Consider the following 14,743-nt stretch of genomic DNA (forward strand, 5'->3'; position numbering starts at 1 on the left):
TCAAATTGATGAACTTTTATTTCGCGATTTACTTTTTATATAAAGGATGGTACACTTAAAACTATTGAAAAACAATATATTGTGTTCGTTTTGTATAGGTACTACTATATGTAGTTTAATAGGGAAGTTCGGTACTATTCCGACGCTGTCCCCGCAACTGTAAAGCTGACGATGATTGTAACCACTGTGCATTCGCATGGGAAGGAAATCAGAGATTGAAGCAAAGCCAGGAGACCTGCCTTTATAAAACAAATTTATCATTTCTTCGGGGATTAAGAGATGGGAACGTCAGTATTTTTAGTATGTTAACGTTTCCATGTAAGCTATCTCTTTAGAAGAGGTAGCTTTTTTATTTTATGAAAAGAGGGATTACTATGAAACTTTATACGAAAACAATCTGTCCAAAATGCCTTTGGGTAAAATCCGAATTACAACGAGCAGGACTTGAAGCAGAAATTGTTAATATTGATCACGATGAACAAGCTAAACAAACAATTATTGATGCAGGTTTTTTAAGTGTGCCTGTTTTAGAGGTGGATGAAACATTTATAGGGGATGTTCAGGAAATTGTTTCTCGTATTGAGATGATTACACTATGATCGTTTACGCTAGTCGTACAGGAAATGTCCGCAATGTAGTATCTAAACTAAGGGCAGAATCTATTGAACTCTCAGAGGAATTAAGCTTGAATAAGCCTTATCTTTTAATTACATACACAGATGGTTTAGGCGACATTCCAGCAAAAGTGCAACGTTTCTTAGATAAAAACAGAGATTTTTGTAAAGGAGTAGTTGCTAGTGGCAACAGTAACTTTGGACATCATGTATTTGGCGCAGCAGGAGAGAAAATTGCTACTACCTATCATGTACCATTAGTGAGGAAATTAGATTTGCGCGGCAATCAAACAGATTATGAAGCTATACAAACGTTTTATGAAACGAGGGTAATGGGATGAAAACTTATTTAAAGCTTAATAATGACGTACTGAATCGTTATAGTACAACGGGGCTACTAGAGTTAGAAAAGGATCGTGAGGCTACGCGCCGCTACTTTTTAGAATATGTCAACGTACGTTTACGTTACTTTATAGATATAGAGGAAAAAATCCGCTATTTAGTTGATGAAGGCTACTACGAAAAAGCTTTTATCGACATGTACGAGATGGATTTTATTAAAAAGTTGTACAAAAAAGCGTATGATTATAATTTCCGTTTCCCATCATTTATGAGTGCTAGCAAATTTTATGACAGCTACGCTATGAAAAGTCGTGATGGAGAAGAAATCTTAGAAAAATATGAGGACCGGATTGTCATTATTGCCTTGTACTTGGCACAGGGGAACACGGTACTAGCAGAACGTTCTGTGGAAGCGATGATGGAAGCCTATCAACCTGCAACGCCTACTGCATTAAATAGTGGGAAGAAAGCTCGTGGCGAATTAGTAAGTTGCTTTAAATTATCCATGGATGACTCCATGAATAGCATCGCTGAAAATATTGGTTATTGTTTAGAGCTATCACGTCTAGGTGGAGGGGTCGGGGTCAACTTAACGGATTTACGTCCTTTAGGTGATCCAATTAAAGAAATACTAAATCGTGCAAGTGGTGTGATTCCAGTGGCGAAACTATTAGAAAATTCTTTTAGTTATTCTAATCAGCTTGGTCAGCGTAATGGCTCAGGAGTTGTTTACCTAAATATTTTCCATGCAGATATAGAGAATTTTATTTCATCAAAAAAACCAAATGCTGATGATAAAATTCGCCTCGCAACACTATCAACAGGTATTATTATACCAAGTATTTTCTTCGAACTGATGAAGCGTGATAAAGATATAGTGTTATTTAGTCCATATGATATTTTTAAAGTATATGGTAAACGAATGTCGGAAATTTCAATTTCTGAAATGTACTATGAACTACTAGATAATCCTAAAATCCGTAAAATTAAACGTTTGAATGCGCGTAGACTCTATACAGAGGTAAAAAAAGCTCAATTCGAATCCGGTTATCCCTTTGAAATTTTTGATGATAATGTTAATGACGTACATCCACTAAAAAATATCGGTCGCGTAAAAATGTCAAACTTATGTACTGAAATCTTGCAAGTTCAAGAAACTAGTGTTATCACAGATCAAGATCAACCTAACGAATATGGGTTAGATGTGTCGTGTAATTTAGGGTCAATTGATATCCACGCAGCGAGTAAAGTAAATGATTTTGAAGCATTAATCGATACAGCTATGCACTTATTAACAAATGTATCCCAAATGACGCACATCAAAAATGTTCCGTCGGTCGCAAAAGCCAATCAATTAATGCACTCAGTAGGTCTAGGGTGTATGAATCTCCATGGACATCTTGTTACGGAGGGAATTATGTATGGCTCGAAAGATTCTATTCATTTCATGGACCGCTTTATGGAAGCAATGAACTATTATTCTCTAAAATCATCGATGGAAATGGCTAAAGAAAAAGCAGAAACGTTCTATCGATTTGAAGATAGCGATTATGCTTCAGGTATCTATTTTGATCAATATGTAAATAAGACTGAAGAAGAGCTTTCACCTGCTGTATTAAAAGCACTCGGAAACATTCCAATCATTACTAGTAAAATGTGGGGATTATTAAAGCAAGATGTTATGCAATATGGCTTATTCCATTCATATCGTTTAGCTATAGCACCAACTGGTAGTATTTCGTACATTCGTAGCTGTACGGCCTCCATCTCTCCATGTACAGAACGTGTAGAGGTTCGTGATTATGCAGATAGTCGAACAATTTATCCAATGCCACATTTAACAAATGAAAACAGTCATCTATATGTAGAGGCATATGATGTTGATCCTTATGATTTAATTGATTTATACGCAGCTTCTCAAAAACATGTTGACCAAGGTATTTCAATGACTCTTTATGTCACTGATAATTGGACAACAGAACAACTAGCTAAAGTATACATTTATGCATGGGTTAAAGGGATTAAGTCCGTTTACTATGTTCGTCAACGATTACAAAGCTTAGAGGAGTGTGTAGCATGTCAAATATAGTGTATGAGGCAGTCAACTGGAACAAAGCAACAAGTGAACTGGCCCAAATTTTTTGGGACCAGCAATGGAAGCAAATTTGGTTTCCCGAAGAAATTGCAGTGAGTAAAGATATTCAACAGTGGAAAAGTTTTGAGCATCAGGACACGTATAAAAAAGTGTTTGCAGGATTAACCTTGCTGGATACCGTTCAGACAAATATTGGGATGAATCGTGTTGCTGCTTATACAGATGATTTACAGGAAAAGGCTGTATTAACCGTTTTTGATGCATTTGAGGCAATACATGCTAAATCATATTCTTATATATTTACAACGCTTTGTACAAACGAGGAAATAGACGAGCTCTTTGAATGGGTAAAGAAAAATGAATATTTACAATATAAGGCAAATAAAATAGCGGATATTTATAATAGTATTGAAGAAGGGGACGCTGAGAGCTTATGGAAAGCGATGTTTTCATCCGTTATGCTTGAATCCTTCCTTTTCTATTCTGGCTTTTTCTACCCATTATACTTAGGTGGGCAAGGTTTTTTAAGAAACAGTGCTGAAATTATTTCCCTCATTTTGCGCGACGAATCCATTCATGGTGTTGCAGTAGGATTTTTTGCTCAAAATCTATATAAGCAATTTTCAAAAGAAAAGCAAGAAGCTTTACAATTATGGGGCTATGAATTACTGCTGGATTTATATCAGAATGAAATGAAATATACAGAGGACATTTATGCGGAGACAGGATTATCGCCTGAGGTAAAAGCCTATGTGCGTTATAATGCAAATAAAGCCTTAATGAATGTTGGTTTTGAAGCTATGTTTCCTGAAGAAGAAGTGAATCCAATCGTTATGAATGGAATTCGTAATGAGGGCTCCACATATGATTTCTTTTCACAAAAGGGGGCTACCTATGCTAAGGCAAAAGTAGCGCCAATTACAGATGACACATTTAATTTTAATCGTTAGGATGAAGAACAATGAATGTAGAAGTAAAAATCAAAAGAATGCATGAAGATGCAATGCTACCCATGCAAGCTAACCCTGGCGATGCTGGGATGGACCTCTATTCCATTGAAACTGTAGAGATACCTGCTGGTGGGACTAAATTAATTAAAACAGGAATTCAAATTGAATTACCAAAAGGAACGGAAGCACAAATTCGACCAAGAAGTGGACTAGCCTTAAAACATAGTATTACAGTGCTCAATAGCCCAGGAACAATCGATGAAGGCTATAGAGGGGAAATCGGTGTAATTTTAATTAATCATGGTCAAGATACGTTCTTCGTAGAAAAATCTATGCGAATTGCCCAGATGGTGATTCAATTTGTCCCTACTATTCAACTCTTGGAAGTTAATGAATTATCTCAAACGGTTCGTGGAACTTCGGGATTTGGAGCGAGTGGTACAAAATAAGATTAAGTTTTCAATAGGCGTTTGTAAGGATTGAGTTTGGTATGTACTGAACTCAATCCTTTTTATTTTTCCCTAGAATAATCTAATCAATTTATATTTAAACATAGGTTGTCACATTTGTGTAACGTAGGTTCAGTAGGATTTATATGAGGTGATAATATGGCAGAAGAGTTTGGCATTAACCGAATGGTTGCTGGAGCGGATCAATATATCAAGGATTTAATGGATATTTTTAATGATTATGGCTGTCATTGGGCATTTTATGCATTTCGTGAAGATACGTGGGATGGTATAGATTTTGAATTAGGTAATAAACCTGTCGGGGAGGCATATTGGAATGCGAAGGCTAATAGAGAGCTACCCTATAGACAAGCAATAGAAGTAGATAATTCTATTTGGGAGGTCTTAAAAATAGATAGCAAGTAATATGGTTTGTTCGCTAAGATCAAATAAAAAGTATATGAGTAGTACAAACCATCGTTTGTACTACTTTTTCACATGGCGTTCAGAGCTCTAAATCATGACATCTATTCAATCAATATATTGCTGCTGGAATTAGATAGTAAGCTGTATATCATCTAGTTCCGAAAATAGTTACGTGCTAGTAGAGTGGCAGTATGATATTCAGCAGGCAATTCATCCTCAAAAAAAATAGCCTCTACGGGACAAACTAATTCACAAGCGCCACAATCGATACAGATATCAGGGTTAATGACATATTGTGTATCTGTATTTACAATGCAATTTACGGGACAGACATCTAAACAAACGGCTGCTTTTTCATCCCTACATAATTCTGTAATTACAAAGGCCATTATAAATCCTCCCCTAATTGATGTTTTAATTCTTCAGGCGAGTGCTTCCAATACTGTTCATTAAATTCAGATAAAAATTGGAAAAGTAGTTTTTTTGATTTGGGATCGACATGACTTAGGATAAATGTCCCTTTAAGTGCTTTATCTAAATAATTTACTTGCTCTGGCAACGATTTATAGCCAAGTTTAATGCGTCGTTCTTCCTTTGCTACCCGTACTTCACTTGCAGTACATCCCGCATAATAAGGTCCATTTTCCCCGACCTGAAGAGCTACCCAAACGATCCAATAACGATTATAATCGTCACTAGCATGAGCTAAATCTGGTGAAAAACGCACTTTTTTTTCAATAATACTTCGCCCATGTAAGGCTTCTAAGTCTATAAATACGTGTTTTTTTTCACAATCTATAATAATAGGCGTTACATTATTTAAATCAAGGGTACCTACGCCGTAACCCCCATCTCCATCGGTTGAATCATTACTTAAGATGGTAAAATGTATCTTTTCTTTCATAGAAAACACCCCCACATACTTTCTACAATATTTACATATTCCGATTTCCAAACAATTTATAGTACAAAAAATAGCACACTTATTACGATAGCTTTAAAAAAGAATCTAATTGAACGTTTTAGTAGCAATTTTAAACTATGCGTAAGGGCTGCCTAGGATTTCTCCTTATACTTTTTAGATTAAAAAGTATAACTGAACTATACAGCTTATTATCCTTTGTTGTCTTCGGACTTACGTCTGAATTGTTATGATCTGGTAAATTAACTATATACAGTTATGGATATTTCGCTTAAAAATTTTGGAATTTCACGTAATTAAGGAACTTGAAAAATAGTCTATTAAGAGGATGATTTAGGATAAATGGAGCTCAACCATTCTCCTAGTCTGTTGAAAAAGTTTACTTGACTAAGGGGAGGTAGTGCCATCCACAGACATTCTGCTGCACGACAACATTCAATTCTTCTGCCATCATTATGAAAAAACGCATCTTTCCTATATTTATTTTCATCCATCCCTTCAAAAAAACGATATATAATTTCAAGCTCACTCAATTAGCGAAACAATGATTTTAACAATTTATATTTTATTTTATTAGCATAGAATTTAGTCTGTTAATATTTTACATTTATATCGTTAGAAAAGCTATTAGCCCTACTATTATTTTAAAAAATAAATGGAATCTAAAAAAATAGAAAGTTAAAGTTTCCAGCAATAAATAACTGTTTTTTCTGCATCTTGTCTTCATTTCTCTATGAGTTTCTATTTATAGGTAATTATTTATGAAATAATTACCTATACGACCAATTTGGTATTAAAATTACCTTATTTTTAGCGTTTATTTATTGGTAATGTAGTTATATTATTGTCTTGTAAAGCAAATTTAAGATTGATTGGTATATTTCATCATGAAAATTTTTGAAGGCTGCTTTATCCATAACTATTAGTAATTATTATTTGAGAGAACGTATTATACATATTAATAAAATTTAATAGAGCGGTAATATTGTTCTCACAGAATAATATAATTTATTTGAATTCTGGAGGAATATACAAATGACGAAACATAACAAAGGTCGTAAATTTTTTGCAACTACTGCTACAGCAGCACTTGTAGCATCAGCAATCGTACCGGTAGCATCAGCTGCTGAATTTAATGATGCAGGTAGCATTTCATCATGGGCAAAAGAAGCAGTACAGTTTTTAACTGACAAAGGTTTCATCCAAGGTGACGAAAAAGGAAACTTCAACCCAGCTGGTACACTTACTCGTGCTGAAGCTGCTGAAATTTTATCAAAAGCATTAGACTTAAAAGCTACTGGAACAGAAGATTTTACAGATGTAGATGAAAATGACTGGTTCTATAATGCAGTGCTTGCCACTTCACCAGAATTATTTGATGGTATGGGTAATGGTAAATTTGAACCGAAAGCACAATTAACAAGAGAACAAGCTGCAAAAGTTATCGTACAAGGTTATCAATTAACTGGTAAAGCAGACCTTAGTCAATTCTCAGATGCTTCTAAAGCTTCTAAATGGGCTGTATCTTACTTAGAAACAGCTGTTGAAAATGGTGTAATCAATGGTAAAGGATCATTATTAGCACCACAGGATAAAATTAGCCGCGAAGAATTTGCTACTATGGTAAAGCGTACAATTGATGCAGTTCAAGAAGTAATACCAGCAGTAGAATCTGTAAAAGGGCTTAACGCAAAAGAATTTGAAGTGAAGTTCAACACAGCTGTTGATGGAAAAGATGCTGCTGTAACAGCGAAATACGCTATTGACGGGGTAGCTATTACGAACGCAAAAGTTTCTGAAGACGGAATGACTGTTATTTTAACAACTGATAAAGAAATTAAATTAACAAATGGCAAAGTAACTGTAAACCCAATCAAAACAAAAGCAGATGCAAAAGTTCTAACTGAAGAGTTTAATAAATTAATCACATTTGCTGATACAACTCCTGTTAGCGTAAATTCTGTTGAAGCAAAAGGCACAACAGCAGTAATCACTTTCGATGAGCTTGTACAAAACGAAGGAACAGTTAGCTTAAATGGTACTGAACTTGCTAAAGATCGTTATACTTTATCTGGAAAGACATTAACAATCAAAGGCTTAACTGCTGAACAGACTTATAAAGTAGACATCGTAGGAGCAACTGACTTTGCTAATAATATTGCAAATCCGATTGCAGTGAACTTCACGGTTCTAAAAGCAGACGTTGATAATTCAAAACCAACTGTTTCAACTGCTGTGAATGGTACAGAAATTACGTTTGATTTCTCAGAAGAATTAATGAAGCAAAATCTTGATGCAGATGCGGGCGCTACTGCTGAAGAATATGCAAAAGTAACGGTTGGTTCTACGGTTTACTACTTAAAAGATGCTGATATGAAAGATGCAGAAGATAAAACTGTATTTACTATTGATGCAAAAGCTGCATTAGGTACAGCTACATTCATTAATGCGGACGTTAAAGTAGAAGGACAAAAAGATTTAGCTGGCAATGCAGGAGATGCATTTGAGTTCAAGGCTATTCTATCTAAAGATTTAACACCTGCTACACTTGTATCTGCTTCTACTAAAATGTTAGTAGCTGATGATGTAAATGCTACTACTGATGTAGATGCGCTATACCTTACTTTTAGCGAACCAGTAAAAGTAGATGGTAAATTAACTCTTAAAACTCAAAATGGTATTGCTTACACTACTGGAAAAGAAACAGTTGTAAAAGCAGATGCTGGTTATGATGTAGATGGTAACGGTAAAATTGAGGGTGCAGAGAAAAATACGGTGAAAGTGGACATTGATTTAGATAGTAATTCAACATATACATTTGAATTATCTGCTAAAGCAGTGGCTGACTTAGCTGGCAACGTAACTGCAGATACAATTACATTCAATGTGACAACTGGAACGTATGAAGCTACACCAGAAACTACTACAGATTCATTAGTACTTGGGACAACACCAGTTGTTGTAACAGATAACAATGTATTCACTGTTGAATATGCTGCTGATGTGACTGCAACAGCAACAAATGCTTCTAACTACACACTTGGAGGAAAAGAGCTACCTGCTGGCACTCAACTTCAATTTGTGGACGGCACTAAAAAAGTACGATTCACTTTACCAGAAGGTTCTATCACGGCAAATGGTAATTATGTACTTGAAGCTAAAAATGTAGTAGATACAAAAGGTAACACTCTTAAAAATGGAAAAGCTACAACTCTAGTGGCTCTTAAAGAAAATATTGTACCTGTAGCTTCTAAAGTAACAGTAGTAGATAGCAAAACATTTACAGTTGACTTCACTGAAAGTATTGCTGATCAAGCTACACCAACAGGTTTAACAGTAAAAATTGCTGGTTCAACTGTAGAAGTGGCTAAAGCTGCTGTAGCTAATGGTAAATTAACTGTGACAACTAAAGCTGACTATGCTTTAACTGATAGCATTGTAGTTGAATTTAAAGCTACAAACCTTGTTGATGCTAATAACAACAAAGTAAAAGACGGTTCAATTTCAAAATAATTAAGCCGATCATTGAAAAAAGCTCTGTGGAACAATTTCCACAGGGCTTTTTTGTTAGTCAATATAGTTTCTACTATTATAAGAGGCAACATTTATTTATAAGGAAATTCTTTTGGAATCGGTCCGAATGCAATCCAATGATATTTAAAATATTTCCCCACCAAAAATACCACAATCCACGTAATAAATAGAGCAACAATAAAACCTCCGACACTCCAAACATGAAATAAGAGACTATTACCGCTGACAGGAATTTGGCGATAAAGGAAGAGGAAAAAAGGATGTAGTAGATAAATGCCAAATGATAATGTACCAAGATTAATAAGGGCATTTACCAAGGCTTTATTCCCTCTATTAAAAATCCAGAAAGAAAGCTGTAACAAGACGATACAGGCCGTTAAAGATTGTAGCTGAAAGACTAGTTCAAATACGATACTGTTGGCTAAATAGGTTGAAGATGAATAAACAAAGTAATATAGATAAATATTATAAATTGTAGAAAATAACCAAATAGCCCAAATGAAATAAATAGAAATCGGAAAGTTTTTTTGGGTTAGTTGGAACCACCGTTTATATTTTTCAAAATAAACCCCTAAAAATCCACCAGCCAAGAAATAAAGTATATAAGAGAATGAAATACTCCCTCTATAAGGATACTGCCAATACTCAGCATTTAATAGGATAAAAATCCATTGAAGAGCTAGTCCTGTCCAAATCAGAAGAGGGGATAGGGCAGGTTTTTTCTTTAAAATATATAAGAATAACGGGAACATTAGATAGAACTGCACCATAATAAATATATAATATAAATGAGTATATGCTTTTCCAATTAATAGTTTCTGAAGAAATTCAACACTAAAAAGGGCGTGCCATGCTAATGAAAAATCGCACGTCACATAAAATTGCATAGCGGCAAAATAAAAGACAGAAAAAAAGAGATAGGGAATAAGTATTTGGGTCACTCTTTTTTTATAAAAACAAACAATCATTTTTTTGGTGAAATCCTTTTGGATATAGTTGTAAAATAAAACAAACCCACTTAAAAAAATAAAAACAGGGACAGCAAATTTAGGAAAAATATTGAAGAAAACATAAATAGAGTAGAGTTTTGATTCGCTGGACAAAGCTGTAACAGGTGTACTAGTAGAATGGATAAGAAGTACAGCTAGTATAGCTAAGGCTCTAGTAATATTTAATTCATCAATATGTGCTCGTTTCATATAATCATCTCCAAAAATAGTTGATAGTTTTTGAGTTCCCTGAATGTAATGCTTATATACATTAATGGTATGTTTAGAACCATGAATTTAGACAATTTTTTATCAGAATCGTCTAGTATTACGGTCATGGCTTACTATAATGAATTTTTATGTCAGGCGGGTGTCAAACAATAAAAAAGCTACCATGCCTGATGCATAGTAGCTTGAAGTACTGAAAAAAGTATTTTAAAAGCCTTCCTACATTCATATGTAAGAAGGCTTTCGTTCGCACTTTATATAGGAGTATCTATTTATAATTTCACAAGAAATCGACCTCTTGCTTGACCTTTCAATAAAATAGGTAAAACATTTGGAAGTTGCTGTAATGTTACCTCTTGATAAATGAAGCCTTCAAGGTTAGCTGGTTTAAAATCAGTTGCTAAACGATCCCATATGTTCAATCGTACATCCATTGGACAATAAACAGAATCAATTCCAAGTAAATTTACACCTCTTAAAATAAAGGGGAAGACGCTTGTAGGAAGGTTTGTTCCTGCTGTTAACCCACTGCTAGCAACAGCACCGCCATACTGAATTTGACTTAATAAAGAGGCAAGTGGTTCTCCTCCAACAGAATCGACAGCTGCAGCCCATTTTTGTTTGCCTAATGCTCTAATCTTCCCATCAAATACCTCTTCACGAGCTACAATTGAAGTGGCCCCCAGGTTATTCAAGTATTCATGTTCTGAATCTTTCCCTGTACTTGCTTCTACTTGATAACCTAGTGTTGAGAGAATTGAGACAGCGAAACTACCTACACCACCAGTTGCCCCCGTAACAAGGATTTTTCCATTCTCAGGACTAATGCCATTTTCCTGTAATCTTTGAATCGACAAAGCAGCCGTAAATCCTGCTGTTCCTATTATCATTGCCTCTTTGAGAGAAAGACCGCTTGGACATGGAACAATCCATTTAGATGGGATTCGAGCGTATTCACTAAATCCTCCAAAATGAGATACGCCAATTTCATAGCTTGTTGCAATTACCTTGTCACCCTCTTGAAAGCGAGAATCTTCAGAGGATACAACAATCCCAGCTAAATCAATCCCAGGTACGAAAGGATAGGAAGTAACGATTTTACCATCCTGTATAGCTGCCAGACTGTCTTTATAATTAATGCCAGAGTAGCTTACTTTAATTAATACCTCACCATTCGGAAGATCATTTAAAGTAAGATCATTAACTTTCACTGTAAAATTTTCATCTTGATTGACTACCAACGCTTTAAAGTTTTCTACTGTCATCGTAAACATCCTCCTACAATCTAATTCCATTAAACAGTATCAAAATTATTCTGACCGGTCAACATAAAATTGGAAAATGCACTCTGTTCATGTATAATGACTTGTATCAAGTCATTGGAGGCTTCTATGAAAAAGAAAGAGGAAGAACGAAAAAAACAGATAATGAAAGCAGCCTTTGATGCTGTTTCAAAATTAGGCTACGATAATGTCACATTACAAGATATAGCCAATCATGCAAATGTTTCGAAAGGGGTAGTCCACTATTACTTTACGAGCAAGCAAAACATATTATTAGAATTACTGGAATCCACAACAAACAAAATCTATAGTTTTGAAATAAAAGAAATCGCCAAATACGAGACAGCAATTGAAAAACTTCACGCCTATTTAAATGCTGTTTTTGTATCCCCTCAAGATAATAAAAAATTTTACAGAGTGTATTTAGATTTTTTAGCCCAAGCGAATGGAAATGAAGCGTATAAGAAAATAAACTTAAAATTTTATGAGAATTGCTGGGGAATCGGACAAGAAATTATTAAGTTGGGACAACATGAGGGTGTGTTTTGTCAGGATATGGATTCCCTCGCAAGTGCAAAAATGATGAGGGCGATGATTGATGGTTCTTTGATACAATGGTTAACCGATGATTTAAAAGAACAACATCAATATTATAAAGAAACATGTTTGAATAGTATTTTAAAATTATTAAAAACGTAGAAATTTTAAAGCCTTACAGCTATGATGTAAGGCTTCAGACTGTAGACAAACTCAATGAAATAAAGTAAAGCCGTTGATTTCCACTACGGGCGGACGCTTTCCGCGGGCGGGGTCGAGCTGCTTCCCTCGCTTCACTCAGTCCAGGATCTCGACTTTCCCGCTTTTCCCGCTGGAGTCACCACCCTTCGTTCCCATCAACTTCTACATAAAGTACCCCATCTACATAGGTAAATTTTTGGAGTGATAATACATCGAAACCTTTGAATGGTGCTAAGTGTCAAGCCTTTCCCAATGTACAGAAAGTAAGAATCACAAAAAATTCATTCAACGCCATATTGGGGAACTGTATGCGGAGGAAGCTGAACATTTACGCCATTCCTATGACATCAAACAAATTTATGCAAGCGTAAGGAAACGATTGAGCATGTCTTTGCCGATGCAAAGGAAAAGCATGGTATACGATGGACAACCTAGAGGTCTGAAAAATTGTCCATGCAGGCCTATACTTACTCTCTTGCTACCAAAAAACTAGCCGTGGCAGGCGGCTTCAAAGAGTTCTTATACTTGAAGAGTCTGTTTTATTGGATATCAAATTATCATTTTTAAACATAATGAAAGAGAAAAAATGACAAAAGGAATCGAGTGTGAACTTCTCAATTCCTTTTGTCGACAGACTGAAGCCTTACAGCTATGATGTAAGGCTTTTTTTCTGTCCAAAAATGAAAAGGTAAATCTACTTAATAGAATTTTTAGTAGTAAAAAATGGTCCTGATATAACCAAATAAGGATACATTTTTAATATTATACCTTTAAATTGTATTAAAATCTTAAATTACCATTTAAATTTTCGGAAAAAACGATAAAAAAAGAATAGTTTTACTGTTTCAATATTGAAATTTCTGACAATAAAAGATGTGAAATTGTAAAATACTGTTTTTGTATGCATTGGTTTGCTCTTTATGCAGTCATTTATGCATGATAAAATCTATGTTTTCAATAATCCAAACTGTATAAAAATTAAAAATAATGTCGAGTTGAGTCAATTTTTCATTTTCTTTATACTGTGAAAGTAATTATTGGAGAGGAGAAATTATTATGCGCAAAGAAGTTACGATTATTGGGGTGCCAATGGATTTGGGTCAAACAAGAAGAGGAGTTGATATGGGGCCAAGTGCCATACGATATGCTGGGCTAACAGATCGACTTGAGGGTCTTGGATATTCCATTCAAGACGAAGGGGATTTGACTATCGAACTTGTTAATAAAGAAGTAGAAATAGAAGCAACAACTAACTTGAAAAATTTAAAAACGGTAGCAGATGCTAATGACAAGCTTGGTCAAAAAGTAGATCAAGTTATTTCCTCAAAACGCTTTCCTTTAGTTCTAGGAGGAGATCATAGTATTGCCATTGGTACATTAGCAGGTGTTTCCAAACATTATGAGAATCTAGGTGTTATTTGGTACGATGCCCATGGTGATTTAAATACTGGTGAAACTTCACCTTCAGGTAATATTCATGGAATGTCTTTGGCAGTAAGCTTAGGACTTGGTCATCCAGAACTTACAAATATTGGTGGTTATGCGCCAAAAGTTAAGCCTGAAAATGTTGTTATTATTGGGGCACGTGATTTAGATCCGGGTGAGAAGCAACTAATTAAGGAAATTGGTATAAAGGTCTATACGATGCATGAAATCGATCGTTTAGGCATGACGACCGTAATGGCTGAAACGATTGAATATTTAAAGGAGCGCACTGATGGTGTCCATTTATCGTTAGATTTAGATGGCCTTGATCCTAATGATGCTCCGGGTGTAGGAACGCCAGTGGCAGGTGGTATTAGCTACCGTGAAAGTCATCTAGCTATGGAAATGCTATCAGAATCAAATATTATTACTTCTGCAGAGTTTGTAGAGACAAACCCGGTATTAGATAAATATAATAAAACAGCTATCGCTGCCGTAGCTTTAATCAGCTCACTCTTTGGCGATACATTACTTTAAGCAAACGATAGGGAAGTTGCAAGAGCGATAAGGAAGAACTTTTTAATAAAATTAGGTCGCCACAACCGAACATTAGAAAATTGCTCTCCCTAATAGTAGTTTACAATAGAACGAATTAATGCTCTAGACTAAACGGGAACTTTTATTTGTCAGAAAATTGACTGTTCACAAAATAGATTAAATTTTAAAAATCAAATCTATTGATATTTCT

General features: G+C 35.0%; 13 protein-coding genes, 1 pseudogene and 1 riboswitch. Of the genes and pseudogenes, 10 read left to right on the forward strand and 4 right to left on the reverse strand.

Going from position 1 to position 14,743, the window contains the following annotated elements:
- The first annotated feature begins 79 nt into the window (after positions 1-79).
- Positions 80-258, forward strand: a riboswitch (cobalamin riboswitch).
- A 116-nt stretch (positions 259-374) separates the two neighbouring features.
- The 6 genes from A2J09_RS02770 (at position 375) to A2J09_RS02795 (ending at position 4,876) form a co-directional block, all read left to right on the forward strand.
- Positions 375-599 (forward strand): glutaredoxin family protein, encoded by a 225-nt coding sequence (locus A2J09_RS02770; RefSeq protein ID WP_031417836.1) that lies wholly within the window; start codon positions 375-377, stop codon positions 597-599.
- Positions 596-955 (forward strand): class Ib ribonucleoside-diphosphate reductase assembly flavoprotein NrdI, encoded by a 360-nt coding sequence (gene nrdI, locus A2J09_RS02775; RefSeq protein WP_012293534.1) that lies wholly within the window; start codon positions 596-598, stop codon positions 953-955. The genes A2J09_RS02770 and nrdI overlap by 4 nt, the downstream gene beginning before the upstream one ends.
- Positions 952-3,045, forward strand: coding sequence for a class 1b ribonucleoside-diphosphate reductase subunit alpha (gene nrdE, locus A2J09_RS02780; protein ID WP_012293535.1), 2,094 nt, complete (start codon positions 952-954; stop codon positions 3,043-3,045). Before nrdI ends, nrdE begins: the two co-directional genes overlap by 4 nt.
- The gene (gene nrdF / locus A2J09_RS02785; RefSeq protein WP_031417839.1) at positions 3,033-4,001 is read left to right on the forward strand and encodes a class 1b ribonucleoside-diphosphate reductase subunit beta; all 969 of its coding nucleotides are present in this window, start codon (positions 3,033-3,035) and stop codon (positions 3,999-4,001) included. The genes nrdE and nrdF overlap by 13 nt, the downstream gene beginning before the upstream one ends.
- Before the next feature lie 11 nt (positions 4,002-4,012).
- Positions 4,013-4,450, forward strand: coding sequence for a dUTP diphosphatase (dut, locus tag A2J09_RS02790; RefSeq protein ID WP_012293537.1), 438 nt, complete (start codon positions 4,013-4,015; stop codon positions 4,448-4,450).
- A gap of 159 nt (positions 4,451-4,609) precedes the next feature.
- Positions 4,610-4,876 carry a hypothetical protein gene (locus tag A2J09_RS02795; RefSeq protein WP_012293538.1) on the forward strand — a complete coding sequence of 89 codons (267 nt, stop codon included), beginning with the start codon at positions 4,610-4,612 and terminating at the stop codon, positions 4,874-4,876.
- A gap of 152 nt (positions 4,877-5,028) precedes the next feature.
- On the opposite strand, the gene A2J09_RS02800 is transcribed toward A2J09_RS02795, so the two are convergent.
- Both A2J09_RS02800 and A2J09_RS02805 read right to left on the reverse strand, forming a co-directional pair.
- Positions 5,029-5,265: a ferredoxin family protein gene (locus A2J09_RS02800; protein ID WP_012293539.1), complete on the reverse strand. Its 237-nt coding sequence runs from the start codon at positions 5,263-5,265 to the stop codon at positions 5,029-5,031.
- The gene (locus A2J09_RS02805; protein ID WP_036161090.1) at positions 5,265-5,780 is read right to left on the reverse strand and encodes a YwhD family protein; all 516 of its coding nucleotides are present in this window, start codon (positions 5,778-5,780) and stop codon (positions 5,265-5,267) included. Before A2J09_RS02805 ends, A2J09_RS02800 begins: the two co-directional genes overlap by 1 nt.
- 1,053 nt (positions 5,781-6,833) lie before the next feature.
- On the opposite strand from A2J09_RS02805, the gene A2J09_RS02810 reads away from it, so the two are divergent.
- The gene (locus A2J09_RS02810; RefSeq protein ID WP_012293541.1) at positions 6,834-9,311 is read left to right on the forward strand and encodes an S-layer homology domain-containing protein; all 2,478 of its coding nucleotides are present in this window, start codon (positions 6,834-6,836) and stop codon (positions 9,309-9,311) included.
- A 92-nt stretch (positions 9,312-9,403) separates the two neighbouring features.
- Here A2J09_RS02810 and A2J09_RS02815 read toward each other — a convergent pair whose 3' ends face one another.
- Together A2J09_RS02815 and A2J09_RS02820 are read right to left on the reverse strand one after the other, a co-directional pair.
- Positions 9,404-10,531, reverse strand: coding sequence for an acyltransferase (locus A2J09_RS02815; protein ID WP_012293542.1), 1,128 nt, complete (start codon positions 10,529-10,531; stop codon positions 9,404-9,406).
- A gap of 290 nt (positions 10,532-10,821) precedes the next feature.
- Complete coding sequence (locus A2J09_RS02820; RefSeq protein WP_036161093.1) at positions 10,822-11,814, reverse strand: NADPH:quinone oxidoreductase family protein; 993 nt, start codon at positions 11,812-11,814, stop codon at positions 10,822-10,824.
- Positions 11,815-11,940: 126 nt separating this feature from the next.
- Between A2J09_RS02820 and A2J09_RS02825 the strand changes: the two genes are divergently transcribed.
- From A2J09_RS02825 to rocF, 3 genes and pseudogenes are all read left to right on the forward strand, one after another.
- The gene (locus A2J09_RS02825) at positions 11,941-12,531 is read left to right on the forward strand and encodes a TetR/AcrR family transcriptional regulator (protein ID WP_031417850.1); all 591 of its coding nucleotides are present in this window, start codon (positions 11,941-11,943) and stop codon (positions 12,529-12,531) included.
- Positions 12,532-12,782: 251 nt separating this feature from the next.
- Positions 12,783-13,063, forward strand: a pseudogene (locus A2J09_RS22735) (transposase); the annotation flags it as partial.
- Positions 13,064-13,626: 563 nt separating this feature from the next.
- Complete coding sequence (gene rocF / locus A2J09_RS02830) at positions 13,627-14,532, forward strand: arginase (protein ID WP_012293545.1); 906 nt, start codon at positions 13,627-13,629, stop codon at positions 14,530-14,532.
- Positions 14,533-14,743: the final 211 nt, after the last annotated feature.

The organism is Lysinibacillus sphaericus, from assembly GCF_001629735.1.
Classification (GTDB): Bacteria; Bacillota; Bacilli; order Bacillales_A; family Planococcaceae; genus Lysinibacillus; species Lysinibacillus pinottii.

What these genes read in the sequence shown, in the direction of transcription:
- A2J09_RS02770 (WP_031417836.1), top strand. Translation starts at nt 375, where the DNA reads ATGAAACTTTATACGAAAACAATCTGTCCAAAATGCCTTTGGGTAAAA.
- nrdI (WP_012293534.1), top strand. Translation starts at nt 596, where the DNA reads ATGATCGTTTACGCTAGTCGTACAGGAAATGTCCGCAATGTAGTATCT.
- nrdE (WP_012293535.1), top strand. Translation starts at nt 952, where the DNA reads ATGAAAACTTATTTAAAGCTTAATAATGACGTACTGAATCGTTATAGT.
- nrdF (WP_031417839.1), top strand. Translation starts at nt 3,033, where the DNA reads ATGTCAAATATAGTGTATGAGGCAGTCAACTGGAACAAAGCAACAAGT.
- dut (WP_012293537.1), top strand. Translation starts at nt 4,013, where the DNA reads ATGAATGTAGAAGTAAAAATCAAAAGAATGCATGAAGATGCAATGCTA.
- A2J09_RS02795 (WP_012293538.1), top strand. Translation starts at nt 4,610, where the DNA reads ATGGCAGAAGAGTTTGGCATTAACCGAATGGTTGCTGGAGCGGATCAA.
- A2J09_RS02800 (WP_012293539.1), bottom strand. Translation starts at nt 5,265, where the DNA reads ATGGCCTTTGTAATTACAGAATTATGTAGGGATGAAAAAGCAGCCGTT.
- A2J09_RS02805 (WP_036161090.1), bottom strand. Translation starts at nt 5,780, where the DNA reads ATGAAAGAAAAGATACATTTTACCATCTTAAGTAATGATTCAACCGAT.
- A2J09_RS02810 (WP_012293541.1), top strand. Translation starts at nt 6,834, where the DNA reads ATGACGAAACATAACAAAGGTCGTAAATTTTTTGCAACTACTGCTACA.
- A2J09_RS02815 (WP_012293542.1), bottom strand. Translation starts at nt 10,531, where the DNA reads ATGAAACGAGCACATATTGATGAATTAAATATTACTAGAGCCTTAGCT.
- A2J09_RS02820 (WP_036161093.1), bottom strand. Translation starts at nt 11,814, where the DNA reads ATGACAGTAGAAAACTTTAAAGCGTTGGTAGTCAATCAAGATGAAAAT.
- A2J09_RS02825 (WP_031417850.1), top strand. Translation starts at nt 11,941, where the DNA reads ATGAAAAAGAAAGAGGAAGAACGAAAAAAACAGATAATGAAAGCAGCC.
- rocF (WP_012293545.1), top strand. Translation starts at nt 13,627, where the DNA reads ATGCGCAAAGAAGTTACGATTATTGGGGTGCCAATGGATTTGGGTCAA.